General features: G+C 57.3%; 20 protein-coding genes. 4 read left to right on the forward strand and 16 right to left on the reverse strand.

The genetic code is table 11. The annotated features are described in order from the left end of the window. Positions 1-2: 2 nt before the first annotated feature. The 6 genes from ccoO (ACA063_RS09190) to ccoN (ACA063_RS09215) form a co-directional block, all read right to left on the reverse strand. The gene (ccoO, locus tag ACA063_RS09190; RefSeq protein WP_009042961.1) at positions 3-611 is read right to left on the reverse strand and encodes a cytochrome-c oxidase, cbb3-type subunit II; all 609 of its coding nucleotides are present in this window, start codon (positions 609-611) and stop codon (positions 3-5) included. After that, a complete protein-coding gene (gene ccoN / locus ACA063_RS09195; RefSeq protein WP_162440833.1) occupies positions 611-2,053 on the reverse strand; it encodes a cytochrome-c oxidase, cbb3-type subunit I in 1,443 nt (480 codons plus the stop codon). Before ccoN (ACA063_RS09195) ends, ccoO (ACA063_RS09190) begins: the two co-directional genes overlap by 1 nt. 482 nt (positions 2,054-2,535) lie before the next feature. Next, a complete protein-coding gene (gene ccoP / locus ACA063_RS09200) occupies positions 2,536-3,489 on the reverse strand; it encodes a cytochrome-c oxidase, cbb3-type subunit III (protein WP_497665588.1) in 954 nt (317 codons plus the stop codon). Then, positions 3,486-3,686, reverse strand: coding sequence for a cbb3-type cytochrome oxidase subunit 3 (locus tag ACA063_RS09205; protein ID WP_162440840.1), 201 nt, complete (start codon positions 3,684-3,686; stop codon positions 3,486-3,488). Before ACA063_RS09205 ends, ccoP begins: the two co-directional genes overlap by 4 nt. A 21-nt stretch (positions 3,687-3,707) precedes the next feature. After that, on the reverse strand, positions 3,708-4,316 hold the full coding sequence (gene ccoO, locus ACA063_RS09210; RefSeq protein WP_162440831.1) for a cytochrome-c oxidase, cbb3-type subunit II: 609 nt from the start codon (positions 4,314-4,316) through the stop codon (positions 3,708-3,710). A 10-nt stretch (positions 4,317-4,326) separates the two neighbouring features. Continuing rightward, positions 4,327-5,751 carry a cytochrome-c oxidase, cbb3-type subunit I gene (gene ccoN, locus ACA063_RS09215; protein ID WP_497665589.1) on the reverse strand — a complete coding sequence of 475 codons (1,425 nt, stop codon included), beginning with the start codon at positions 5,749-5,751 and terminating at the stop codon, positions 4,327-4,329. 98 nt (positions 5,752-5,849) lie between these two features. Between ccoN (ACA063_RS09215) and ACA063_RS09220 the strand changes: the two genes are divergently transcribed. After that, on the forward strand, positions 5,850-6,527 hold the full coding sequence (locus ACA063_RS09220; protein ID WP_497665590.1) for an alpha/beta family hydrolase: 678 nt from the start codon (positions 5,850-5,852) through the stop codon (positions 6,525-6,527). A gap of 268 nt (positions 6,528-6,795) precedes the next feature. On the opposite strand, the gene ACA063_RS09225 is transcribed toward ACA063_RS09220, so the two are convergent. The 4 genes from ACA063_RS09225 to ACA063_RS09240 all read right to left on the reverse strand — a co-directional run bounded on the left by ACA063_RS09225 (position 6,796) and on the right by ACA063_RS09240 (position 14,845). Further along, positions 6,796-8,361 carry a methyl-accepting chemotaxis protein gene (locus tag ACA063_RS09225; RefSeq protein ID WP_497665591.1) on the reverse strand — a complete coding sequence of 522 codons (1,566 nt, stop codon included), beginning with the start codon at positions 8,359-8,361 and terminating at the stop codon, positions 6,796-6,798. A gap of 243 nt (positions 8,362-8,604) precedes the next feature. After that, positions 8,605-8,934 (reverse strand): hypothetical protein, encoded by a 330-nt coding sequence (locus ACA063_RS09230; protein ID WP_497665592.1) that lies wholly within the window; start codon positions 8,932-8,934, stop codon positions 8,605-8,607. An 859-nt stretch (positions 8,935-9,793) separates the two neighbouring features. Further along, complete coding sequence (locus tag ACA063_RS09235) at positions 9,794-10,189, reverse strand: Imm50 family immunity protein (protein WP_497665593.1); 396 nt, start codon at positions 10,187-10,189, stop codon at positions 9,794-9,796. Between the two features lie 3 nt (positions 10,190-10,192). Beyond that, positions 10,193-14,845, reverse strand: a complete 4,653-nt coding sequence (locus ACA063_RS09240) for an RHS repeat-associated core domain-containing protein (RefSeq protein WP_497666494.1) — start codon at positions 14,843-14,845, stop codon at positions 10,193-10,195. A 327-nt stretch (positions 14,846-15,172) separates the two neighbouring features. Between ACA063_RS09240 and ACA063_RS09245 the strand changes: the two genes are divergently transcribed. The 3 genes from ACA063_RS09245 (at position 15,173) to ACA063_RS09255 (ending at position 20,269) form a co-directional block, all read left to right on the forward strand. Then, entirely contained in the window at positions 15,173-17,434 is a 2,262-nt protein-coding gene (locus ACA063_RS09245; RefSeq protein WP_497665594.1) for an McrB family protein, read from the forward strand. A 3-nt stretch (positions 17,435-17,437) separates the two neighbouring features. Next, positions 17,438-19,051 (forward strand): nuclease domain-containing protein, encoded by a 1,614-nt coding sequence (locus ACA063_RS09250; RefSeq protein ID WP_497665595.1) that lies wholly within the window; start codon positions 17,438-17,440, stop codon positions 19,049-19,051. A 279-nt stretch (positions 19,052-19,330) separates the two neighbouring features. After that, positions 19,331-20,269 carry an NAD-dependent epimerase/dehydratase family protein gene (locus tag ACA063_RS09255; protein ID WP_497665596.1) on the forward strand — a complete coding sequence of 313 codons (939 nt, stop codon included), beginning with the start codon at positions 19,331-19,333 and terminating at the stop codon, positions 20,267-20,269. Positions 20,270-20,360: 91 nt separating this feature from the next. Here the strand turns inward: ACA063_RS09255 and ACA063_RS09260 are convergent, their stop codons facing one another. The 6 genes from ACA063_RS09260 to ACA063_RS09285 form a co-directional block, all read right to left on the reverse strand. Then, on the reverse strand, positions 20,361-20,747 hold the full coding sequence (locus tag ACA063_RS09260; protein WP_497665597.1) for a VanZ family protein: 387 nt from the start codon (positions 20,745-20,747) through the stop codon (positions 20,361-20,363). Then, positions 20,744-22,834, reverse strand: coding sequence for a YjbH domain-containing protein (locus ACA063_RS09265; protein ID WP_497665598.1), 2,091 nt, complete (start codon positions 22,832-22,834; stop codon positions 20,744-20,746). The genes ACA063_RS09260 and ACA063_RS09265 overlap by 4 nt, the downstream gene beginning before the upstream one ends. Then, a complete protein-coding gene (locus ACA063_RS09270; protein WP_497665599.1) occupies positions 22,831-23,562 on the reverse strand; it encodes a capsule biosynthesis GfcC family protein in 732 nt (243 codons plus the stop codon). Before ACA063_RS09270 ends, ACA063_RS09265 begins: the two co-directional genes overlap by 4 nt. A gap of 38 nt (positions 23,563-23,600) precedes the next feature. Beyond that, positions 23,601-24,260, reverse strand: coding sequence for a YjbF family lipoprotein (locus ACA063_RS09275; RefSeq protein ID WP_497665600.1), 660 nt, complete (start codon positions 24,258-24,260; stop codon positions 23,601-23,603). A 14-nt stretch (positions 24,261-24,274) separates the two neighbouring features. Then, positions 24,275-25,381 (reverse strand): polysaccharide biosynthesis/export family protein, encoded by a 1,107-nt coding sequence (locus tag ACA063_RS09280; RefSeq protein WP_497665601.1) that lies wholly within the window; start codon positions 25,379-25,381, stop codon positions 24,275-24,277. Positions 25,382-25,469: 88 nt separating this feature from the next. Next, positions 25,470-25,763, reverse strand: a complete 294-nt coding sequence (locus ACA063_RS09285; protein ID WP_497665602.1) for a hypothetical protein — start codon at positions 25,761-25,763, stop codon at positions 25,470-25,472. Between the last annotated feature and the right edge of the window lie 247 nt (positions 25,764-26,010).

Genomic DNA, 26,010 nt, shown 5'->3' on the forward strand with positions numbered 1-26,010 from the left:
AATCACCGTTTGCTTTTGATGATGGTGCCCAGGCCTTGCAGATAGGCCACCAGCGCGTCCATTTCGGTTTTGCCCTTCACAGCATCCTTGGCGCCGGCGATGTCTTCGTCGGTGTAAGGGACGCCGAGCGTGCGCAAGACTTCCATTTTCTTGGCGGTGTCTTTGCCGTCGAGCTTGTTTTCCACGAGGAACGGGTAGGCCGGCATTTTCGACTCAGGCACGACGTTGCGCGGGTTGTACAAGTGCGCACGCTGCCAGTCATCGGAGTAACGACCGCCGACACGGGCCAGGTCCGGACCGGTACGTTTGGAACCCCACAGGAACGGGTGGTCCCAGACGCTTTCACCGGCGACCGAGTAGTGGCCGTAGCGTTCGGTTTCAGCACGGAACGGGCGGATCATCTGCGAGTGGCAGCCGACACAACCGTTGGCGATATAAACGTCGCGTCCTTCCAGTTCAAGGGCGGTGCGAGGCTTCATGCCTTCGACCGGCTTGTTGGTGACGTCCTGGAAAAACAGCGGAACGATCTGGGTCAGGCCGCCGATGCTGACGGCGATAACCATGAAGAAGGCCAGCAGGCCAATATTCTTCTCGACTGCTTCATGCTTCATCAGTGAGCTCCAACTACAGCAATCTGTGCGGCGGCTTCGGCTTCAGCCGGGTTCGAGGCACGTACGGTACGCCATACGTTGTAGGCCATGAACAGCATGCCGCTGGCGAAGAACGCACCGCCCAGGGCGCGGACGATGAAACCAGGGTGGCTGGCTTGCAGCGCTTCGACGAACGAGTAGGTGAGGGTGCCGTCATCGTTGATTGCACGCCACATCAGACCCTGGGTGATGCCGTTGACCCACATCGAAGCGATGTACAGAACGGTACCGATGGTCGCGAGCCAGAAGTGCGTGTTGATCAGGCCGATGCTGTGCATCTGCGCGCGACCGAACAGTTTCGGGATCATGTGGTAGATGGCGCCGATGGAGATCATCGCTACCCAGCCCAAAGCACCGGCGTGTACGTGGCCGATGGTCCAGTCGGTGTAGTGCGACAGCGAGTTGACGGTCTTGATGGCCATCATCGGGCCTTCGAAGGTCGACATGCCGTAGAAGGCCAGGGACACCACGAGGAAGCGCAGGATCGGGTCGGTGCGCAGCTTATGCCAGGCGCCCGACAGGGTCATCATGCCGTTGATCATGCCGCCCCAGCTCGGAGCCAGCAGGATGATCGACATCGCCATGCCCAGGGACTGAGCCCAGTCCGGCAGTGCGGTGTAGTGCAGGTGGTGCGGACCGGCCCAGATGTACAGGGTGATCAGCGCCCAGAAGTGCACGATCGACAGGCGATAGGAGTAGATCGGACGTTCGGCCTGCTTCGGCACGAAGTAGTACATCATCCCCAGGAAGCCGGTGGTCAGGAAGAAACCTACCGCATTGTGGCCGTACCACCACTGGATCATGGCGTCCGTCGCACCCGAGTAAGCCGAGTAGGACTTGAAGAAGCTGACCGGCAGGGAGGCGTGGTTGACGATGTGCAGCATCGCCGTCACGACGATGAAGGCACCGTAGAACCAGTTACCCACATAGATGTGCTTGGTCTTGCGCTTGACGATGGTACCGAAGAACACCAGCGCATAAACAATCCAGACGACTGCCAGCAGAATAGCCAGTGGCCATTCCAGTTCGGCGTATTCCTTGGTGGTGGTGTAACCCAGCGGCAAGGTAACGATGGCGCCGATGATCACCGCTTGCCATCCCCAGAAGTGGAAGGCCGCGAGGCTGTCGGAAATCAGTCGCGTTTGGCAGGTTCGCTGCACGACGTAATAAGAAGTGGCAAACAGTGCACATCCACCGAAGGCGAAAATCACCAGGTTGGTGTGCAGCGGGCGCAGGCGTCCAAAGCTCGTCCATGCCAGACCGAAGTTCAATTCCGGCCAGACCAGTTGCGAGGCGATGAAGACACCGAGCCCCATGCCAAGGATCCCCCAGACCACCGTCATGATGGCGAACTGGCGGACTACCTTATAGTTATAAGCAGTCGGACTGATTGCTGTGCTCATTCTAAGGTTCCACGGTTTGGGTGTTTTATTAGGAGTAAAAATCGGCCGCAAGTATGTAGAAAGCGGGGGGTCATTGCAACGCGCCATGACCTGGGTCAATGCTTTCAAAAGCTGATTCTGCGGCCTTTCCATGCGCTGCGTAAGGACAAAATTGCCAATGAGCAAATTGTCCCGGCGGGTGAACAAGGCAAGGGGTTGGGGTCGGATGTAACAGGGTGTGTTCAAACGCAACGATCAGGTGACAGGTAGCATTTTGCACGACAGCCGGTATCTACCAGCCTTTGCGGCCTGTCATCGATAAAATGTGTCGAACGCATCGAGCCTAATCGACCTGGAACCGGCTAATGCCAGCCCCCAACGGAGCAAGCTTAGACCCGAATTCGGGGAACCGAAAGGCTGACCAAGGGAGGGTGCGACACTTGGTCGCAAAGGGGCAGGGAACTGCCGCATCCGGGTGAATGCGGCAGTAGAGCGGTCGAGAGTTATTCGCGTTTGCCTTCAGCTTGCAAACGTTCGGTGTCCAGACCTTGGGACAGGCTGTACACATATGCCGCCAGCAGTTGCACCTTGTCGTTGCCGAGCAACTCGTTCTGCGCCGGCATATGGCCCTGGCGACCATGGCGAATGGTCTGTTGCAGTTGCGCCAGGCTCGTGCCGTAGATGAAGCCCGCAGGGTGGGTCAAGTTCGGCGCGCCCATGGCTTCAGTGCCCTGGCCGTTTGCTCCGTGACAGGCCACACACGTGGTGCTGAACGCCTGCTGCCCGGCCTGCAAATCAGCCGTGCTGTCTTCGGGCAACGGCAGGCCGGCCAGTTCGTGACGCACGTAAGCCGCCACGTTCTTTACGCCAGCTTCGCCGAGGATCTCGCCCCAGGCCGGCATCGCCGCCATGCGACCGCCCATGATGGTGGTCTTGATCATCTCGGCGTCGCCGCCCCAGCGCCAGTCACTGTCCGCCAGGTTAGGAAAACCGAACGCGCCCTTGGCATCCGAGCCGTGGCAAACCGAACAGTTGGACGCAAACAGGCGGCCACCCATTTTCAGCGCTTGCGGGTCTTTGGCGACTTCTTCCAGGGGCATCGCCGAGAATTTGGCGTAGATCGGACCAAACTTCGCATCAGCCTTGGCCATCTCCTTTTCCCATTCGTGCACACCGGTCCAGCCATCTTCATAGCCGGGCAGGATGCCTTTCCAGTTGCCCAGGCCGGGGTACAGCACCAGGTAACCCACGGCGAACACCAAGGTGCCGGCGAACAGCATGAACCACCACTGCGGCAAGGGGTTGTCGTACTCCTCGATGCCGTCAAAGCTGTGGCCCATGGTCTGGTCCACGCTGCCCTTGGTTTCACCCTTGCGGGTGCCGATCAGCAGCCAGGTCAGGCCGATCAGGCTGCCAATGGTCAGTACGCAGATCCACGTACTCCAGAAGGTGGTCATGGCCGGGTACTCCTTGTTGTTGCAGGTTCTGGGGTCTTGTCAGGTTGCGGCTCGTCGGCGAACGGCAGCATGCGGGCTTCGGCAAATGCCTTGCTGCGCTTGCTGTTGAACACCCACAGCGTCAGGCCGATGAAGGCCATAAAGACCACGACCGTGCCCAGGCCGCGGATCATTCCAGTGCTCATTACGCTCAGTATTTCAAAGGGCATGGCCATGGCTCACCTCTTGCTCTTGATGGCAGTGCCGAGCACTTGCAGGTAGGCGACCAGGGCGTCCATTTCGGTCTTGCCCTTGAGCGATTCCGTGGCCCCGGCGATGTCCTCGTCGGTGTACGGCACGCCAAGGGTGCGCATGGTGCGGATCTTGGTTTCGGTGTGACTGCTGTCCAGCTGATTCGCCACCAGCCATGGGTAGGCCGGCATTTTCGATTCAGGCACCACGTTGCGCGGGTTGTACAAGTGCGCGCGGTGCCAGTCTTCGGAGTAACGACCGCCAACCCGTGCGAGGTCCGGACCGGTGCGCTTGGAGCCCCACAGAAACGGGTGATCCCAGACGCTTTCACCAGCCACCGAGTAATGCCCGTAGCGTTCGGTCTCGGCGCGAAACGGCCGGATCATCTGCGAATGGCAACCCACACACCCTTCACGGATGTAAATGTCGCGACCTTCCAGCTGCAGCGCGGTATAGGGCTTCATGCCTTCCACCGGTTTATTGGTCACGTCCTGAAAGAACAGCGGGACGATCTGGGTCAGGCCCCCAATGCTCACGGCCAGGACCATCAGCAACATCAGCAGGCCGACGTTTTTTTCGATTGTTTCGTGTTTCATGGCGGACTCCTCAGGCCATCTGCGCGGCAGCGGCAACTTCGGCAGGCTGCGAGGCCCGCACGGTGCGCCAGGTGTTGTAAGCCATCAGCAACATGCCGCTGAAGAAGATCGCACCGCCTATCAGACGCACGACGAAGCCTGGGTGGCTGGCCACCAGGGTTTCGACGAAGGAGTAGGTCAGCGTGCCGTCTTCATTGATTGCGCGCCACATGAGGCCCTGGGCGATGCCGTTGACCCACATCGAGGCGATGTAGAGCACGGTGCCGATGGTCGCGAGCCAGAAGTGCGCGTTGATCAGGCCGATGCTATGCATCTGCGGCCGGCCGAAGATTTTCGGGATCATGTGGTACAGCGCGCCGATGGAAATCATCGCTACCCAGCCGAGGGCGCCGGCGTGTACGTGGCCGATGGTCCAGTCGGTGTAGTGGGAGAGGGCGTTGACGGTCTTGATCGCCATCATCGGACCTTCAAAGGTCGACATGCCGTAGAACGCCAGCGACACCACCAGGAAACGCAGGATCGGGTCGCTGCGCAACTTATGCCAGGCGCCCGAGAGCGTCATCATCCCGTTGATCATCCCGCCCCAGCTCGGTGCCAGCAGGATCAGCGACATCACCATGCCCAGGGACTGTGCCCAGTCCGGCAGCGCGGTGTAATGCAAATGGTGCGGACCGGCCCAGATGTACAGGGTGATCAACGCCCAGAAGTGCACGATCGACAGGCGATAGGAATACACCGGACGCTCGGCCTGTTTCGGCACGAAGTAATACATCATCCCGAGGAAACCGGCGGTGAGGAAAAAGCCCACGGCGTTGTGGCCGTACCACCATTGCACCATCGCATCGGTCGCGCCGGCATACGCCGAGTAGGACTTGGTGAAGCTCACCGGCAACTCGGCATTGTTGACGATGTGCAGAATCGCCACGGTGATGATGAACGCACCGAAGAACCAGTTACCCACATAGATGTGCTTGGTCTTGCGCTTGGCCAGGGTACCGAAGAACACAATGGCGTAGGCGACCCAGACGATGGTGATCAGGATGTCGATCGGCCATTCCAGTTCGGCGTATTCCTTGGAACTGGTGTAGCCCAGCGGCAGGCTGATGGCCGCCAGCAGGATCACCAGTTGCCAGCCCCAGAAGCAGAACGCGGCAATTTTCGGCGCGAACAGCTGCGTTTGGCAGGTACGTTGCACCGAATAGAACGAACTGGCGAACAGGGCGCAACCGCCGAAAGCGAAGATCACCGCGTTGGTGTGCAAAGGACGCAGGCGACCGAAGCTGGTCCACGGCAAATTGAAGTTGAGTTCGGGCCAGACCAACTGGGCAGCGAGAAAAACCCCGAGCCCCATGCCGACGATGCCCCACACCACCGTCATAATGGCGAATTGGCGGACCACCTTGTAGTTGTAGGCGGTACTGATAGAAGTGTTCATGGTTCCCCATCCACGGTTCAGCCGAAGTGAGCGCGCTGGCAACAAAAAGCAGCGCGTCCTTCGCCTGGAGTTATAGGCAGACTAAAAGCGAGGCAAGCATGGACAAAGAGCACAAGGCCAGTATTGACGGGGATCAATGGGCGCAGTGCCTGCGTGAAAAGGGATGGTTGTGGAATGCGGCGGTGGCGCCGGCCTCGGCGACGCTGATTCTGGCCCATGGCGCGGGTGCACCGATGGACAGCACCTGGATGAACGACATGGCTGCACGCCTCGCGGCTCAAGGCATCAACGTCCTGCGCTTCGAGTTTCCGTACATGGCGCAGCGGCGTATCGATGGGGGTAAACGTCCGCCCAATCCGGCACCCAAACTGATGGAATGCTGGCGCGAGGTGTACGCCCTGGTGCGACGCCATGTCGCTGGGCCGCTGGCCATTGGCGGCAAGTCCATGGGCGGGCGCATGGCGAGTTTATTGGCGGATGAGCTGGGTGCTGATGCGCTGGTGTGTCTGGGGTATCCGTTTTATGCCGTGGGCAAACCGGAGAAGCCGCGGGTCGAGCATTTGGCGGGATTGAAAACGCCGACGCTGATCGTGCAAGGCGAACGGGATGCGCTGGGAAACCGCGAGGCAGTTGAAGGGTATGACCTGTCACCGAACATCGAAGTGTTCTGGCTGGTGGCGGGGGATCATGACTTGAAACCGTTGAAGGTTTCGGGGTTTACCCATGAGCAGCATTTGCAGGCGGCGGCGGAGAAAGTGGCGGCATTTCTGCAGTGATGTTCGTGATGGCCTCATCGCTAGCAGGCTAGCTCCCACAGTGGTTGATCGTGTACCCGATCCCATAATCAACACAAAACACCTGTGGGAGCTAGCCTGCTAGCGATGACGGCCTGGCAGCCACCAAATCTCTCCCAAATGCCCCAACGATCAAACTGTGGGAGCCGAGCTTGCTCGCGATAGCAATCTACAGGCCACCACCACTTTCAACTGACAACAAAAAACCCGGAAGCTCACGCCGTCCGGGTTTTTGCCACGCCCAGCAAACCTACCGATTAAACCGCTCAACCAGCGAATACTGGGTACTGGCCGTCTTCGTCAGCTCCTCACTCAACAACGCCGAGTGCTGAGCCTGCTCTGAAGTCTGATCCGCCAGCAACGAAATATTGCTGATGTTGCGACTGATCTCCTCAGCCACAGCGCTCTGCTCTTCAGTCGCCGCCGCAATTTGTGTGGTCATGTCGGTAATATTCGCCACCGCCTCACTGATCCCCACCAGCGCCTGATCCGCTTCCAGCACCCGCGCAACCCCTTCCTCAGCCTGACGATGCCCGGCCTCCATGGTCTGCACGGCGGTACTGGCCGTTTGCTGAAGCTTGGCAATCAACGCATGAATCTGCCCGGTCGACTCGCTGGTGCGCTGTGCCAGTTGACGCACTTCATCCGCCACCACCGCAAAGCCACGACCCATCTCACCGGCACGCGCCGCTTCAATCGCAGCGTTCAACGCCAACAGATTCGTCTGGTCAGCGATGCCCTTGATCACATCCACCACACCACCGATCTCATCACTGTCCTTGGCCAGCTGAGTCACGGTCATCCCGGTTTCCCCAACCACCACCGACAAGCGTTGAATGGCATCACGGGTCTCCCCGGCGATATCACGACCACGACCGGTCAGGCGATTGGCTTCCTGCGTCGCATCCGCCGTGCGCTGCACATGGCTGGCGACTTCTTGAGTCGTCGCGGCCATCTGATTAACAGCGGTCGCCACTTGCTCGGTCTCAACCCGTTGACGCTCCAGCCCTGTCGAACTTTTATGCGCCAGCGTATCGGACTGCTTCGCCTGCTCGGTCAAATGCTCGGCGGTATCCTGCAAACGGGTCAGGCAGGTTTTCAGACGCGCTTCCTGACTCAGGATCGACATCTCCAGACGCGCCTGAGCCCCGCGACTGTCTGTGTACATCTGGGCAATCAACGGATCAGACGTGGTCTGCTCAGCCAGGCGCAACAGACGCTTGAGGCCGCGCTGCTGCCAGCTCAAACCCATCAAACCCAACGGCACCGACAAACCGGCAGCGAGCGCAAAACCCCAATGCGAGTTGAGCGACGCACCAATCATGAAACTCAACTGACTGACCAGAATGAACGGCAACCAATCCTGCAGAACCGGCAGCCACTTATCCGTGGAAGGCACCGCCGACTTGCCCTGATTGATGCGCTGATACAGTGCCTCGGCACGGCGAATCTGCTCAGCCGTCGGCTTGACCCGCACCGACTCGAAACCCACCACCTGATTGCCGTCGAACACCGGCGTCACATAGGCGTTCACCCAATAGTGATCACCGTTCTGGCAACGGTTCTTGACGATGCCCATCCAGGGCTGGCCTTGCTTGAGCGTGCCCCACATGTGCGCGAACACCGCCGCCGGCACGTCCGGGTGACGCACCAGGTTATGCGGCGCACGGATCAAGTCCTCGCGAGAAAACCCGCTGATCTCGACGAAAGCGTCGTTGCAGTAAGTGATCACGCCCTTGGCATCGGTCGTGGAAATCAACCGCTGCTGAGCCGGGAAGGTCCGTTCGCGTTGGGTAATGGGCTGGTTGTTACGCATGGCTATTCGATCCGTGAGGCTTTGACAGGGTGTCGGCGCTGTTACGGATTTATTGAGTTTTATTTTATGCCGACACCCAGAACCCCAACCTACGCACAAACCTGTAGCAGCTGGCGAAGCCTGCGTTCGACTGCGAAGCAGTCGCGAGACCTGCATGTACGGTTTACCTGACACACCGCGTGCTCAGGTTTGACGACTGCTTCGCAGCCGAACGCAGGCTCCGCCAGCTGCTACACACTGCGTTTAATCAATACTCGTCGGACGCGGCCGCAACCGCCGCCCAACCACCTCCAATACATCACACCCATCCCGCAACGGTAGGGCGCAGAGCAACGCAAAATCACTAAGAATGAAAGACTGACACTCAATCGACCCGCGCATGGACAGGTTTTCCAGCACTTGGGTAACGGCGTTAATTCGGTAATTGGCTGCGTCGATCAGAACGTCGAGCGGGGCTTGGGTATCGACGAAGAGGGTGGGCATGTCGTCGCAGTTGCTGGTGAGGGGTTTGAAGCGGTTTTCGGGGTGGGGGGTTGGTTTTATGTAGGGTGGATCGGGGGTTACTGATGGCATCTTTCGAACTCCTAACGTGTGGGCCGGCCGCCGCCATCAATCGCTTCCACGCAAAGGGTGGCGGCTGTACGTGGGTGTGGAAGACCGGGACGTTAGGCACCCGGCGCGCTCGAAAGCGCCCCGCGCACAGCCACCATAAAACACTGACGAATACGTCGAGCTGGTAGCGTATGACGCGCCTAACGATGAAGGGCTTCCACACCCTGCCACTGCATGTGCAGCGACAACGAAAGACTATCTATGGAGATCACTGCGCACCAGTTCATGCAAACCGCTAAAACTTGAAGGAAATCTCCGACGACCACGTCTCCGAAATTCTTCGGTTGTAGGACTGTCGTCGTGGTCTGAGCTACACCTCCAGCATTTACGGCGTACAAGACTGTGCGGCCGATCGAAATGGAATGAAGTCAGAATAAGAGGAGATTTAGGTAGGAAAATTCGCTTAATACGATTTGCTCGAAAAGAGCCAAGCTTTACAATCGAACGATGAAGAATAGCGCTCCATTAAACCGTCTGCGGGAGACATGACATCTGAGTTGGAGTGATTATTAAAAAAGAATCACCTTTCTTTGTCATCATTATGTGATGCCTTCCAACTCAGATACCTGTCGGAGTAATAGATAGATCTTTAGCTTTCCAATGTCTCTGCACCAACCGCTCCAATACAAGAAAGTCTCATGATGTTTTCAAAAATGTAAATAACCATCGTTATTCCTGCCAATCCAAAACTTAAAAAAATCAGGTTTTTCTTTCGCAGGTTATTTTTTCAATGCTTCCGTCTGATACGGAGGATTTTTTGAATTAAAACATCCTGCTATCGCGCCCCGTTCCTTTCGCGGACTATAGAACTCGTGAATGCTTAGAATTGCTCGTCATTAAGGTAAACAGACGGGTTACGAAGGCTCAAAAATGCAGCGGTGAATTCAATATGGGAGTCATCCGTTACACCTGATATTTTAAAGCGAGCCCCGATTTTCTCTATTTTAATTTTGATACTCGAATTGTGAGGTAGATTTTTCAATAGTAAGTCGTCAACTTCACTGCAGGTAATCCCAATGCGGCAGGTGTTGAATCCCATATTTGTCCATTTTATAGGTGGTCGGTCGGGTAGTTCCTTGATATCAAAAGCCATGGTGATTTGAGGGCTTCTACTGTCTATGATTAACGAAAATAATTTTATCTCTTCAATTTTTACATTATAGGTAAAGACCATGTTGAAAAAAGTGCTGCCGTCTAGCTCGTTCCAGTTGTCCATTTGTTATCTCTTAAAAGGGTAGTGTGCTTTTGTGTTTGTAACTTTTCCGGTTCTGGGGTTGTCAATGGGGCGTATATTGAAGTGTGGTCCTTGATCTCCAGTTTTATCACTTGAGCTAAATTTGTGACCTGCTGCATGATCTTGTATTATCAACACAAATCCATCCTCTCGAGTAAATTGGTACTCCCTCGTCGTTATTGGCATTCCATGAGAATTTAGAATATTTTTCTCATTTATATCAGTCATGCCTACATAAGTGAATTGCATTGATCGGCCGCTGAGCTCGTCGAGTTGTAGATCGGGGTGCTGGCTCTTCGGTATTCCGGCATCGGATTTTGCTTGTCTGAATGCACCTCGCCTTGAAACATCTGGAAGGGCCGGTTCACCAGGGTTTGCGCACGCGACCAGCTGATTACGTTTTGGGGGACAATTGGAACTCAACCCCAGTGGATCCACCCAACCCGTCGGGTTCGGCGTGTACTGGTACTGATTCAGCCCACCCGCCAGCTTGATCGGGTCTGGCGTCAAATACCGGCCAACATCCGGATTGTAGTAGCGATGCCGGTTGTAGTGCAGGCCGCTTTCGGCGTCGAAGTATTGCCCTTGAAACCGCAGCGGCTGCTCTAGCTGTTCACCGCCGCTGTGTTGTAGACGACTGACTTTGCCGTAGGCGTTGTACTTCGCTGACCAGACGATTTCGCCGCTGAAATCCGTCAGTTCCTGCGGTGTGCCGAGGTGATCCAGTTGGTAATAGAACGGACAGGCCTTGCGTGGGCCTTTGCCGTCGAGCATGGCCAGTGGGCGGAAGCTGCCGGGTTCGTAGAGGTAGCTGCGGTAGTGGTTTTTGCTGCTTTCGGCGACGAGGTTGTCGCCTTGCCAGAAGAATTCGGTGGTGTGGCCGTCGACGGTTTTGGCGATGCGGCGGCCGAAGGCGTCGTAGCGGTAGCTGGCTGTTTGACCGTCCGGGCGGGTGAGGCCGATCAGGCGGTGTTGGCAGTCGTAGCGGTATTCGGTGACGAGTTTTTGCGCAGTGCCGCGGCGTTCGCGGATCAGGTTGCCGAAGGCGTCGTAGTCGTAGTGGCGGTCGCCCTGCATCAGCAGGCGGTTGCCTTTGACGGTGGGTTTGCCGACGCGGTCCTGCATCAGCAGATTGCCGGCGGGGTCGTGGGCGAAGGTTTCCGGGTCGTCGTCGCGGGCGTGGTTGACGCGGGTCAGGCGGTTTTGCGGGTCGTACTGGTAGCTGCGGCGGCCGTGGCGGGTGTCGGAAATCAGTTCGAGGTTGCCGTTGGCGCCGTAGGAGTAATCGCGGCGATACAGCGGTTGTTGCGGTTTGCCGATGGCGTGGGCGGTCAGGCGACCTTGATCGTCGTAGGCATAGTCGCTGAGCAGCAGGCCTTGTTGACGTTGCTGTTCGCGGCCGCCGACAACGTGATGCGCTGTCAGCCGGGCGCCATTAAGGTCGATGCCCGTGAGCGCACCGCCCGCCGCGTGGTGGTAATCGAGGACGCTGTTGTCCGGCAGGCGCAATCGGTTGAGCTGGCCGCAGGCGTCGTAGCCATAGCGCAAGGTGCCCCAGCTCTGGTGTTCGGTGATCAGCCGGTCCTGGCGGTCGTACTCGAATTCCAGCGGGTGGTCGTGGCCATCGTCGACACTGGTCAGTCGGCCGAGGCTGTCGTAGTGATAGGCCACGCACGTGCCGTCGGCTAGGGTCTTGACCTGCAAGCGTCCGGCCGCATTGCGCTGATACCCGGTGACCAGTTGCGAGCCGTCCTCGCCAAACTCGGTCTTCTCCAGCAGGTGCCCGTTGAGGTCGTAGTCGTAGGCGGTGCGCAGGCCGTCGAAGCCGGTTTCCTGTCGGATCAATCCGTTGGCGGTGTAGTCCAGGTGGTACTTTTCGCCGGACTCGTTCTCGATCTCCGTCAGCAACAACTGCGCGTTGTCGTAGCGATAGCGCAGCTGCGAACCGTCCGGATTGATCCGGCGGCTGACCAGGTGCAGGTCCTCGACATACTCGTAACGCGTGACCTGGCCCAGCTCGTCGGTGGCAGAGGTGAGCGTGCCGTAGGCGTTGTAGCTGTAAGCGCGGGTGGCGCCACTCGGCAGGGTGGTGTGGGTCAGTCTGCCAACGGCGTCCCATTGCGAATGCGTGACGGCGCCGTGTTCGTCCTCTTGGGTAAGCCGCCGCCCCAGCGCATCGTAGGAAAATTTCCGCGTGCCACCCTCTGGAAGGGTTTCTTCAACGAGCTGACCCAGCGCATTCCAGACCAACAGATGACGGCTGTGATCCGGGTAACGGATCGACAGCAAGCGCCCTTGGGCGTCGTAGCGGTAGTGCGTGGTGTGACCATCCGGGTCGATGGCTTCGGTGACATCGCCCTGGGCATTGCGCAGATACTTCCACTCGGTCTTGCCACGAAAGCGTGCGTGCAGGAAACCGTTTCGGTATTCGTAGGCTGTTGGCGTGTCTTCTGGCGGAATCAGCGCCACCAGCCGCCCGGCGTCGTCGTAGTGGTACTCGGTGACCGCGCCCAGCGGGTCCTGCTCGGCGATCAGGCGACCCTGATCGTCGTAGGACTTGAGGTGTTCGCCGCCATCCAGCTCGACCTTGCGCACCAGCCGCGCCCGGTCGTCGTGGACGTACACCTCTTCGCTGCCATCGAGGTTCTTGACCGTGACGCTGCCCTGGTCATCCCAGACGTACTGCGCATCCATCTGCGCAAACGAGGCCCAGTGACGGATGCAGCGGGCGGCTTTACCGGACCGTTCCCACGCCCAGAAGAAACTTGCCCCACCGGCCAGTTGCCGCTGCAGGATCACGTGCTGATCGTCATAGCGATAACGCTCGCTTTCCTCGGCAGCGTTGGTCGCTTCGATCAGGTGCTGGTGTTCGTCGTAGCGATAGCGCACCAGCGTCTGCTCGGTCACCCAGCCCTGGGCCACGGTGGGCGCCGGGGTGAGCCGCTGGTAGTCGACGGCGATCAGGTGGCGGCGGTCGTAACGCAACAACAAGGCGCGACCGGCGCCGTTATCCACGCGCTCGAGGCGGCCGTGGTAGTCGTGGGTCAGGTGCAGGCGGTTGTCGTAGGCGTCGCTGATCGCGTTCAACCGACCGTTGATGAAATGGTAAAAACGCGGTGCGTCGCCGGCCTGGGCAAGGATCAGTTCTTCAGGGGCATCACCGAGAAAGATTGCCGCCCGCGACAGGCTGTTGTGGATCGCCGGGCGTTCGGTGCTGGGCAAGGGGAAGGGCGTGCGACGGTTTTCGTGGTCGATCCAGATGACCTCGTCGCCGTCGATTTCCAGCCGATGGGAGAGGCTGTGGCTCCAGCCGAAACCCAGGCCGACATCGAGCTCGGCGGCGCTGGTGCGGTAGAGGCGGGTGAAGTCGAATGGGAGAAGGCCGTCGAGCGTGCCGTCGGTGAGGGTCAGCAGTTCTTCGCCGGTGACCATCGACACCGGGCAGCCGTTTTTGCAGGTGGACGCCACGCAGGTGGCGGCGTCGTCGTTAGGGTTTTTCGCCTGCTTTGAAGCGTCGTTGCGGTGTTCGTTTTGCTTCAGCGTGGTGTTCTTGCGGGCGTTCCAGTTGAGCAGCAGGCGACCCTGATTCGCGCCGGCGGCAATGCCGCGTGCGGCGACGGCTTTGTAGTCGTGGACGTATTGGCTGATCGAATTAAGAGTGTGATAAGTCGCCTTGACGAATCGCAGCGCAAGGCCGGCCAGTACCGAGCCGTACTTCAGTCCGCGAAATGCCAGATAGGCCGCAGCGATTGGTATTCCTACCCCGGTGCTCGCCAGGGCCAGCGCGATGAGCGTATCGATGAGTACCTGTCCGACCAATTCTCCTGCGGCACCCGCCATCTCACTGGGCGGCAGCATCTCCCACCACAAACTGGCTGAGCGCAGCAGCAAACACAGCACCGCTTCATCGCTCGCCAGCAGCATGGCTTTTTCCATTGCTGCGGGAGACTCTCGAGCCAGAGTAATCAGCGATTGCGCACTGCTGCCCAGCCGCTCAAGGTGTTTTTCAGGATCCTTAAGAATGTCGAAGACCAGGCTGATGGTGTCCCACACCCCAACAATCGCCGCCCAACTTCCGGCCAGCATTCCATTCCCCGCCGCCGCAAACACCGACTGCGACCACTGCGGCTTGAACCCTTGCCACTCCTTGCGCAGCCAGTCTTCAAGTTGCCCGGTCAGTCCGTCGTAAGACTTGAACAGCGCATCAACCTGATCCTTCGTCACCGCACTTTGCACATGCACCCGGTAAAACTTCCCGGGGATACCTTCGAACTGCCCCTTGCCGTGCGCATTAAGCGTGACCGACTTGCGCTCGCCACCCTCGACCGCAATCACATCAACCTGAATGTTCCCCAGCGGAACGTCATACACCGACTCGAACGTGCTCTCGATCAGCAGAATCCCGCCGCTCGGGCACTGCGCCACCGTGGAGATAAAGTCGTCATCACGACGACCGACCACCGTGGTGCTATCACCGAGCTTGATCTGCCGATCCATGTCCAGAAGCGAGGGCATGTCCGTCGCGTGACTGACCGTGTCGGCGGCGCGGCTGAACCAGTGATCGAGCTGCTGGCGATACAGCGTCAGCGTGTTGGGGAAGTCGTCGAGTGCCTGCTCGATGCGCGCAATGTGCTCCATCAGCGCACCGCAACGAACGAAGGCGAACACACAATCGGGTCGAACATGAGCAGTCCCTCGCGCAGGAAAAATGGCGCGGGAGACTGTGCGGGGGATCAGCGGGGAAAGAAGTCAGGCGGGGTAGGCGTTGTTAGTAGGAAAATTCGCTAAATGACTTCGAAACTATTGTTCTGCTCTGCCATTCAAGTGCATGCAGGATGTTTCCCGATCACGCATAGTGCGGCTCACAGACAAAGCTCTAAAGCGAGCGTCCAGACGGGCTTTAAGGCAAGGCGTAGCCGTGACGGTAATGAATACTGTCTCTCAAATGACAAAAGGGGTAAGCAGGTGGCGGTGGATCTGAAAAATGACGCGAATCTAAAAGCGGGTTGTGAAGCGGTCCTGACTCAGCATCGTGGGTTGTCCTGGTATCAGAACTGGCTGGCAAGCCTGTCGGAGTTTCTGCAGAAAGTTCAGAACGCCACTCACGCTGAGTTTTGCAGTACGCAGATTCAAACGGAGTTGTGGGAGAGTGAAACCTTATGCCGCAACGGGAGGGGCTTGATCAGTGCGTCCGACGCTATTCACACGCCCTCCATCGCCGAATGCCTTTGGGATATCCGCACATCGCTTGAAGAAATCGACCCGCAACAGCATGACCAAGTGTTGAAAGACGGCTGGCAGGCGCTGAGTCGATTGGTCGACACTCCAATCAGCCAACGCAATACTCGGCTGAAAAAGAACAGACTCTTCGCCGCGCTGTGTCCGTCCAGGTTGACGACGATCGCTCACATTTCGAAGCTGCGTACATTGGCGATGTGGCTCGGTATACGGGAGGGAGAGGGTGATCTGTCACTGCATCATCTCGTGCGCGATCGCCTGGATCATGTCCTGGGCGACAAGGTTGATGGGCTATCCACGCAAGCACTGGAGCGCATGACCTTGCCGTGGTTGCTCTACCTGAACTACCTCCAGGATCAGGAAGCTGAGGCTACTGAAATCGTAGATATCAATACAGGCCACGAGCGACTCAATCCCTTGCCTGATGAAAGCCGCAACTTTGGAATGCGTGAGATCAAAGAGGGGCTCGCGGATGTTACGGCCATCATCAAATTCGCCAAAGGGGGCTGCAAGCGTGCAGCCCTTCTACAACACATGCAAAAAGTCAAAACTGCAAACGGCAAGACAAGCTTGCAAAATCACCTCCACAATTTATTTAAATGGGGGGTGATAAAAGAGCGAGATGATGAGATCCATTTGACGCCGCGAGGTGAAGGCCTTGTGGAAACAGGCGAGCCCGATGAAATCTCTGATTGGCTGCTGACCCGCGTGGTCGGATTTGATCACATGCTTGTTGCAATGGGCAGCCAAGCAATGTCCAACTCTGATACGTTCAATTTGCTGAATAGTATTAGATCGGAATCGCCTGGCAACGGAGCTGCCTCCAACGTGACCTTCTGGTTGGAAAAAATGCAGTTAGCCGAGAAAAAAACGCACGACAAGTTGCACCTGACAGAGTTAGGTAAAACCTGGGCAGCGCAGATTTACTGGCTCCCGCAATCACAGCCCTCGCAAGCGAAGGACCCCGACGTTCCATTGGCCGCTCCGGATCAGGAGCCCACTCCGTATCAGCGTCCATCACCGCAAACCATCCACGATAGCCTCCCGAAAAGCACCGCCTTCTCGCTCAATCAGGTAGCTCGCCTCGACGCCGGACTCTGGAGTCATCCACGCCGACATTTTGCAGTACTCACCGGGTTGAGCGGTTCGGGCAAAACGTTGCTGGCGCGGGGATACGCGCATGCGTTACACCAAGGGCAACCCGATCCAGCCCTCTACCTGCTGACAATCCCTGTCCAGCCCGGCTGGCACGATCCCTCCTGCGTACTCGGTTACATCAACCCGTTGGACAGCGACAGTTATGTCCGTACGGCGTTTGTCGATTTTCTACTCAAAGCCAGCGACGACCCCGAACGCCCGTACACGGTGGTGCTCGATGAAATGAACCTGTCTCACCCGGAGCAGTACTTCGCGCCACTGCTGTCGGCGATGGAAACCGGCGATCACATTGAATTCCATGCCCAGGACGAAGATATCAGCGGCGTGCCCCGGAGCATTGCGTACCCGGCTAATCTGCTGATTATCGGCACCGTTAACATGGATGAAACCACCCACGGGCTGAGCGATAAAGTGCTCGATCGGGCGGCTGTGATGGAGTTCTGGGACATCGATGTCGACGCGTTCCCGGGCTGGCAAACCAGCAACCTGCGCGAACATCAAGTCACCCACGTGCGCGACACACTCAAAGGCCTGGTCAAGGCCTTGCGCCCGACACGGCTGCATTTCGGTTGGCGCACCATTCATGACGTCATCGGCTACATCGAGCAGGCCGAGACCGGCGGCGTAATTGATTTCGACGCGGCGCTGGATCAAGCCATCTACGCCAAGGTCCTGCCCAAACTCCGCGGAGAAGATTCGCAGCGCCTGCAGGATGCATTCGCCGACTGCATCGCCCTATTAGGAGACAGGCCGTTGCCGGAATCCACCGCAAAACTCGTCGAGTTGCAGGATGACCTGCACTTCCTCGGCACTGCCCGATTCTGGCGATGAACCATGGCCGTTATCCAATGCATCGATAAGCAGGGCAGTGCATTCGCCGTCAGCCCTGACGTGCCCGCATCGGGGTTCATGGAGCTGGGCACCTATTATTTCGAGGTAGTCCCCCGGTGGCGTTTGTTCGTCGACGATGAGCCGCTGCAAACCATTCGCCATGGCACGTTCGATGCGTGGCAATGGAAGCCGATGTTCTATGCCGGCAAGGTATTCGCGGAGCTGGTGGACGAGGGGGGCGCCGTCGTTGCGACCTACCATTTCGATGTGGCACCGGACCAGAGCAAAGTCGGCGAAACGACGTTCGCCGCCATGCTCGACGAGATCATCGCCTTCGATTCACGCCTGCTGCTAGGCGATGAATACGCGCAGCGGGACATCGGTCGAGAAGGGCGGGTCAATGATCCGCACCTCAGCTTCGCAAGGCTCAAGCGATACGGCCCGACCTTGCTGACGGCGCTCACCGATGTCATACGCAAGCCGCTCACCCGGCTGCGCCGAGATCGTACGTTACGGCCTGCGCATCAGTTACGCCGTATCGATCATCAGACTCTGCGTCGTGCCCTGCAGGATCCAGCTGCCGCAGCGCTGCTCTATCACCGAGCGCAAACGAACACTGGCGCAAAGCCCCTGCAATTTGATGTGCCCAGCGTGTTCGAAGACCTGGACAACCCGGCTAACCAGGCCATGGCCGTCTTGCTTGATGAAACGTTACGCCGCTGTCGACAGGTCATTGCAGACTTGCAAACACTACTGAGTCGGGAGCGCGACACCGGCGCCCGTTCCGCCCTGGCCCCAAGACTTGGCAGGCGCATCGAATACGTGGAAGGCCTGCACAGAGCACTGAGGAAGATTCAACGCCGGGAACCGTTTTGCTCCCTGCGCCACCGCCGAATCACCGCCGCAGGGCTCAACGCCATCTCTGCCCACCCGGTCTATGCACGCGCATACCGTTACGGTTGGTATGTCCTGCGTCCAGGTATCGACGGCAGCAGCGATGGAGAGCGCCTGTGGATCAGTCCCACGTGGGAAGTCTATGAGCGATGGTGCTACCTCAAGGTCGTTGCCACCTTGAAGTCTCTCTATCCCGAACTGACTTGGACACACCATTGGCCCAGCACGCGAGTGGATGTCATCCGCTGCACAGGTAAAGGCAACGACACTCAGGTCGATGTGTGGCTACAGGTACGCTGCCCAGCATTCGACCAGCCAAAAAATCAGGGTTTTTCCAGCGTGTCGGGTGAGCGCTATCCCGACATCGTCGTAACAGTGAAAGGCCCGCAGGGGTGCAAGTTCATCGTGATGGACGCCAAGTACCGGGTCACGCGCACTGCGGTGCTGGACGCAATGGAATCTGCGCACTTGTATCGCGATTGTTTGCGCTGGGATGGGAGGAGGCCGGACAGGGCGGTATTACTGGTCCCGCGTGAGGGCGGTGCTCCGTGGTTGGAGGCGATGGAATATCAAGAGGAGAATCAGGTGGGTGTCACCGTGCTCGGGGATGAAAGCAATGGGTTGGTCGAGATGCTGCGGTCACTGGGAATGATGCCCGGTGATGCGGATTTATCCGCCCTGAAAGATATGGATGCTGAGATCACGGTCGAAGCCACTGACTGACATATCCATACGCCCAAAAACAACTGTGGGAGCGGGCTTGCTCGCGAAGGCGGTGTGTCAATCAACATCACTGACGACTGATATACCGCCTACGTCGGCGCCGCATAGTCGACTCAGCTCGAAAGCGCTATGTCACTTGTGGGATAATCATCCGTTGCAACACCTTCATGCCCACTGCATACCTGCCTTGAGCACATCCACAAGAGATGAGCTAACCAACAAGGCAAATTTTCGAGGCGAGGAAACCATTCCTCCCGAACTTTTCAATGGATTTTAAAGATGTCTAATGGACGTATTCTGATCACTGGGGGCGCTGGTTTCATCGGCTCCCATCTAACTGATGTATTACTTGCCAAAGGTTACACAGTCAGAATTCTTGACGACCTCTCGACTGGTAAGCGTAGCAATCTCCCGCTAGACAATCCAAGAGTGGAATTGATCGTAGGCGACGTGGCTGATGCTGACGTCGTTGCACGCGCGATGGTTGATTGCCAGGCAGTCGCACACCTTGCAGCTGTGGCTTCGGTCCAGGCTTCCGTCGACGATCCGGTACGCACACATCAAAGTAATTTCGTAGGGACGCTGAACGTTTGCGAAGCCATGCGGCAAGCCAACGTCAAACGGGTGGTTTTTGCCTCCAGTGCAGCGGTGTACGGTAACAATGGTGAAGGGTTCGCTATTGACGAAGACACGCCTAAAGCACCGTTGACACCCTATGCTTCGGACAAGTTGGCAAGTGAGTATTACTTCGACTTCTACCGACGCCAGCACGCGTTGGAGCCTGTCGTCTTTCGCTTCTTCAATATTTTTGGGCCTCGCCAAGACCCGTCTTCGCCGTACTCCGGCGTGATCAGTATCTTTAGCGAGCGCGCACAGAAAGGCTTGCCCATCACGATTTTCGGAGACGGCGAACAGACCCGTGATTTTTTCTACGTAGAAGATTTGGTGGGGTTGTTGGTGCAGGCGTTAGAAGCACCACACGTTGAGGTTGGAGCAATCAACGTGGGTATGAACCACGCGACTTCATTAACGCAGATGCTCGAAGTATTGGCCGAGGTGCTAGGTGAGATTCCACCTGTTAGCCACAGTCCGGCAAGAGCGGGAGATATTCGCCATTCACGCGCGAATAATGATCGACTACTGAAAAGATTCAAGCTGGCTGAGACGACGCCGATGAGCGTCGGTCTAGCGAAATTGCTAGGGAAAGAGGCATGCTGATCAGCAGGGTGGAGCGGTAACAAAAAGTCTGGCCACGGTTTTTCAAACGTGGCCAGACTTTTCTAAGCGTCCTACGGAGTAGCTTTAAGCTTCATGTAGCAGGAGTCGATTGGAGCTTTTTTAGTTTCGAGTTCAAATAACCACGCCACACCAAAATCACAACCATCCCGCACAACACCCCAGTAGCATTAGCCACCATATCCCCCCAGGACGCTGTCCGCAGCGGCATCAAGCTTTGCTCAAGCTCGATCAGCATCGAACCTACCAACGGCCAGAATAGCAACCAGCCAAGCCGGGTGCCTGGGAACGCCAAATAAGCACTCACCGTCAGACAAGCGAACCCGGCCCAGTGATGCAGCTTGTCCTGATTTTCGAACACCTGCGGCACCGGCTCGCCGCGCATCCCGGCGACGCACAGCACCAGCAGGATCACGAAAAACGCCAGCTTGGGCAGGGCACGTAGTATCCGCTGCTTCATTCAGTGACCTTGTAGAAGTTGTTGTGGAACAGGTCGATGTTGCGACGCTCAGTTAGGGAGTACAGCGAGTAGCTGCGACCCAAGGAAGCGCCACCGTCTCGAGTCAACGGCGTCCAGGCTAGGTTCGCTCGACGTGTAGTGGAACTGGCCATCAATTCGTCGAACGGAATCGAGAAGTAGATGCCCTTACCGAAGCTACCTTCGCCGTATTCTTCCTTGGTGGCATTAGTCACCGTCACCCAGCCCCCAAACCGCACGCCGTTGGCGAACTCGCGGGACAAGTCCAAGGTGACGCCGTAGTCCTTAGCCAAATAGCGGCCGACGCTTACTGCCCCCAGAATATCCTGGAAGGCGCTGCGATAGTAAAGTGTCGCATTGCCGGTGATCGTGCTGTAGTCACGCAGGCCAAAGCCCTGATCGAAATCACGCTGCTTAACCCAATTCATATCCACGCCAACAGCCCAGCGTTCGCCCATCGGACGATACAGCACCTCACTGCCGACACCGGCGAACATCGACTCAAGATAGCCGCCATACACCATGCCGTAGAGGTCTTCATCCAGCTGCTTGACCTTGTTTAGCTGGAAGGTCGGCATCGTGACCTCCGACGTCGTCATGTACTGACGCAAGTCTGTCCGCACACGCGGCAGTCCGCTGGGTGCGTCGTACTTGAATTTGTCGAAGTTGTTGATCAGGTTCGCGCTCAGCGTACCGCTCCACCACAGATCGGGCTGGAAGCGATACTCGGCACTCAAGTCCGCACTGAATTGGTACAGCAGGAACCCGTCAGGACCGCCGACGTTCTGTTTGTAGCCAAGACCCAAACCGTAAGTGAACGGATCCGGCTTCTGCGCGAACAGGGTTTTTTCCTGATGTGGCACCGGCACGTTCATCTCGGTCACACGACGCAAGTCTTCCAGAGGGCGATCCTCTTGGATCACTTCACGGAAGGTGTCACGGGGCAGGCTGACTTCTTCGACTGGAAGGCTGTAACGCGTATCGACCATCGTGAACCAGTTGATCTGGTCGTTGACGCTGTTGTCGAGGATGCGCGATGCACGGCCGACGGCTTTCGGGGTGTGGAAATAGCGACCCTGTTCGCCGTAGACGATCAGCTCGGAATCGCGCTGGGTAATTTTCGAAACGGTGTAGCCCGCGTTGTTTTGCAAGCGCTTGGCGACGCCGGCCCATTGGACATCCGTTGGCGCGGTGGTCGGTTTGACGTCCGGCACGGGTTCCGGCTTGGGGTCGAAGCTTTTGGTTGGCGCTTTGCGGGTGGCGAAGTTGGTGTGCAGGGTGATGCCAAACATGGCGGTGTTGCCGCGTTCCCAGGCTGCGTGGAGATCTACCCAATCGTTGGCTTTGAAAACGAAGCCTAGGTTGATTGGGGAATCTTGGATCTGGTTGTTATCCTGTGGCTCGTGTTGGTAATCGTTGCCTTCGTATTCGAGCTTTATGGACAGCGGGTCCCAAGGTGTTTGGTAGTTCACACCGCCAAAGAACGATGGGGAGCCACGGAAGTAGCTGTTACCGTTAAAGTTACCCGCTTGGGTGCCTGAGTCTGGTCGTGTGTCGAATTTGTCATCCAACCAGCCCAACGGGTTATCCATATCGCCACGGTTCCCGATATAGCCCCAGGCTAAGCCCAGGCTAAGATCGAAATTCCCCATCCGTTTGTTACCAACAAAATACTCACTGGAAAACAGACCGGTACCACCCACGTCACGTGCACCTAATGCAATTTGCGGCATCCAGTGGCTTTCCTCGAGCAGACGCACTTTGGCATCGATCGCCTTATCTTTGTAACTCTGACTACCACTCAGGGACTCAGGACCGTAATCCCGGTTACTAATCGAGGTGTAGCGAAACGATCCTTCAAGCCAATCGAAAGGCTGGAAGGACACGCTGTAACGACTGTAAGGGTCAGTGCGGCTGGCTGTCAGAGATAACTCGCCGGCTGGCGCCATTCGCGCGGTGGGTGTTTGCAACAGACCTACACCACCAAAATCGCTTTGCGTATAGCGCGGTTCGGCTACTGCCCAAGCACTACAGCCGAGCAGGAGACAAGGGATAAAGTGATACTTCATGGCTTCACCTCCAGCAGCGGCTGGGTGGCGATAAAAGCAGCCATTTCGGCATTCAGATCAGGCGTAGGGTCGCCTTTCGCAGTGCTGTGCACTGGGACATAGATGCGTGCGCCTGGGGCTGGCGGTACAGACTTGGTTTCATTCCAAAGCGCAATGCCTTCCTGGAAAACACGTCCATCCGGCTGGATAACGAAGAGCACATCTTTGTCAGCACCAGCGTCACGTTGGCAATTTTTCAGATAGCTGATTGCCGGCTGCAATGCCTGGTACGGAAGATCGCATTCGCCTTGTACTGCCCCAACAACTCGTACCGTAGTAGGACGAGGAGGGTAGAGCAGTACATCGCCATTGCTCAGGTAGGGATTGTCCCCACGGTTCAGTTCAACACGCACCGGATCGAGTTGAGCCACCCTGCGTCCGGTAACCGGCATCGCTTGCACCTTGGCAATCATGCGTTCAGCCAGTTCAGCCAACTCGATTTCGTCATCTTGCAACGCGTTGCTTTTAACAGTCGCGAGATCGAAGAGCACGCCCAACTTCAGTCGTTCCTGCGCGTTGCGTAATGGAGTATGCAACCACGCAGCGCCGAGCAGATACGCCTTAGGACTCACTTGAGCTGGCAGTAAAACGTCATGCAAGCGAGTCCCTTCCTGGAACGAGTAGCGTCCAGGTTTGGCGGCATCGCCCTGCACGGTGACCAGCGAGTCAGCATTTACGGCAAAAGTCATGAGCAGGCTGCAGCAAAGCAGCCAGGAGGAACGAGGAATCATTGCACTACCGGCTTATTCGGGCGCACTTGAACAATGCGTAGGGGCAATTCGGGGGTCAGATGTTGCACGCTGGCCATGATGAAGCCGTCGGCAGGGTCAACCCAGTACTGGTTCCGCGCAGTGAAGCCGAGACCTTCCATGGTGATGTCCTCGTCAACGCGCAGTAACTCAACGTCGCGGTCGAGGATATGCACGGTTTCCAGGCCCTTTTTCTCAAAGCGACTGGTGAGGGTCACACCCATCCGGTAACCGTCGACAAAGTCGACCTGACGGCGGGTCTGCAGGCCATCGACAACGCGGTGCAAGCCAGTTTTAAAAGGTGACTCGCCGTCGAAGCGAGTGCCATCGAGGTTGTTGTTAAAACCAACACTGCGAATGGCCAAGCCGTCCTCAAGCATCAGAATTTGGCGAGTCGACGCCATCCAGAAACCAACTCCATCCTGCTGACGCACCAATGCCATAACGGCTTCACCCGTAGGGGCCGCAATGGTGATCTGGTAGTACGGGGTTGCATCCACCTGTTGGCGGGTGAGCTCCAAGGGCTCAGGACCTTCGAAAGCGGCCTTGAGCGTGTCCATGGAAGCGGTCATTAACGGGTTGCAGGCGCTCACCAGCAGGGAGGCCACCGAGAGGGTGGCCAGTCGCAAAAATTTCACAAGACATCCAATTCTTAGTTTTCGCTGCCCATGTCATCTTGAATCGCTACACCGGTACGCAGCAGGTTGGCAGTTGGGAAAACCTGGCTGATGAAGCGGTTCCAGCGCGTGACATCTGCGGGGCCAACATAGACTACGTCCTGCGGCTTCAATTTGAAGTGCTGAGCCAGGGCGAACGCGGAAGGCGATTTGAGATCGATCTGGAAAACCTTGACTGGTTCGTCCGCGAGATTCTCAACGCCACGGATCACGTAGACCTCTTTGCCGCTGGAGGTTTCCTGACGCAAGCCACCAACACTGCCTAATGCGTCGGTGAGATTCATGTTTGTGCCTTTAAAAACAAGTGGTCGGGCAGACGTAACCTCACCAAGCAAGTAAACCTTTTTCTGATCGTTATACGGGAGGTGGAGTTGGTCGCCGTCTTTGAGATAAAGGTTGTGCAAGGCAGAGTTCTTGCGATTGAGAGTGTCGAGGTCGATGACGTACTCACGACCATCGCGTTTTAATACCAAGCCGGAAATATCGGCCGAACCGGCTTGTACCGAACCTTGCCCAACGGCTTCTAATAGACTCATAGGCGTATTAGTGATGGGTAATTGACCTGTTTTTCCAAAAGCGCCAGACAGTACGACTTTTTGGCTTACAAAGCGCAACATGCTGACGTCCACTTGGGGGTCGGCGACAACTCTGGTGAGTCGTGAAGCAATTATCGACCTTAACTCTTCAATCGTTTTCCCGGCGGCATCAATGTTCCCGACGTAAGGATAAAAGAGCGAGCCATCAGGACGAACCAAGCGCCCGTTTGCTTCAATTTGCTGCTGAGGACCGGAAGGGGCGGTTAGCTCGGGGTGATCCCAAACGGTAATGTAGATAAGGTCTCCGGCTCCAATTCGGTACTCGCTGGGTTGAAAACGCAATAGTTCGGGCGCGATAACATTTGAGTGATCGGCTGAGGTCTCGATTGCCACTAGTTTCGGAGTGATCGGTATCAACTCAATTCGGCTGCTTTCCGGTGAGCCTTCTCGTACCAGATTGCCCGTGTCCATGTGCTGACCAGGGGAAAATATGCAGCCTTGCAGGGTCAGGCCAACCAGCATGGCCAAGGGAAGCGCGCGATTCATTGTCGAAATTGCTCGAGGGAATAGGCAAAACAAAACCTCCCAGCAGGGCTGGGAGGTTAGCGTATCGAACTTTACGGGGAGACTATTACTAGTTTGTACCGGTGGTGCCGGTCGTGCCAGTAGTACCAGTAGTGCCGGTTGTACCAGGGGTACCGTCGTTACCGCCGCCACCGCCGCTGTTAGAGGCAGCAACGCCAACAGCAATGAGACCAGCGCCCACAGCCAAGCCTGTGCCTACTGTCACGCCACCGGCGATAGGTGTCGACAAGCTGAGTGGGGCGGACGTTTCAGGCGTCGTAGCGGCCTTCGCAGGGACCGTTTCAGCAGCCATCAATGGCAGGCTGATCGAGGTTACGAGGGCAAGCGCCAATAGCTTTTTCATATTTGAGCTCCTTGAAAGGATGATCCTTGATGGTTATAGGATTAAGGGTATTGCAGTAAGTGTCTGAAAAGCAAGCTAGAGGTGTCATCTAGTACTTAAGAATTTGAGCTGGCGAAGGCAACGGGCCCGATGAGCGCCACTTTTGTCCGAATTACACCTTCCAGCCCTCCTTGGGCCCGATGCAGACGGGGAGATGCATCGGCGAGCTTACGCCGCAACCAGCCAAATCTGTGTGCCCACCGGTGAT

The sequence above is a fragment of the Pseudomonas sp. LBUM1643 genome, from assembly GCF_059716215.1.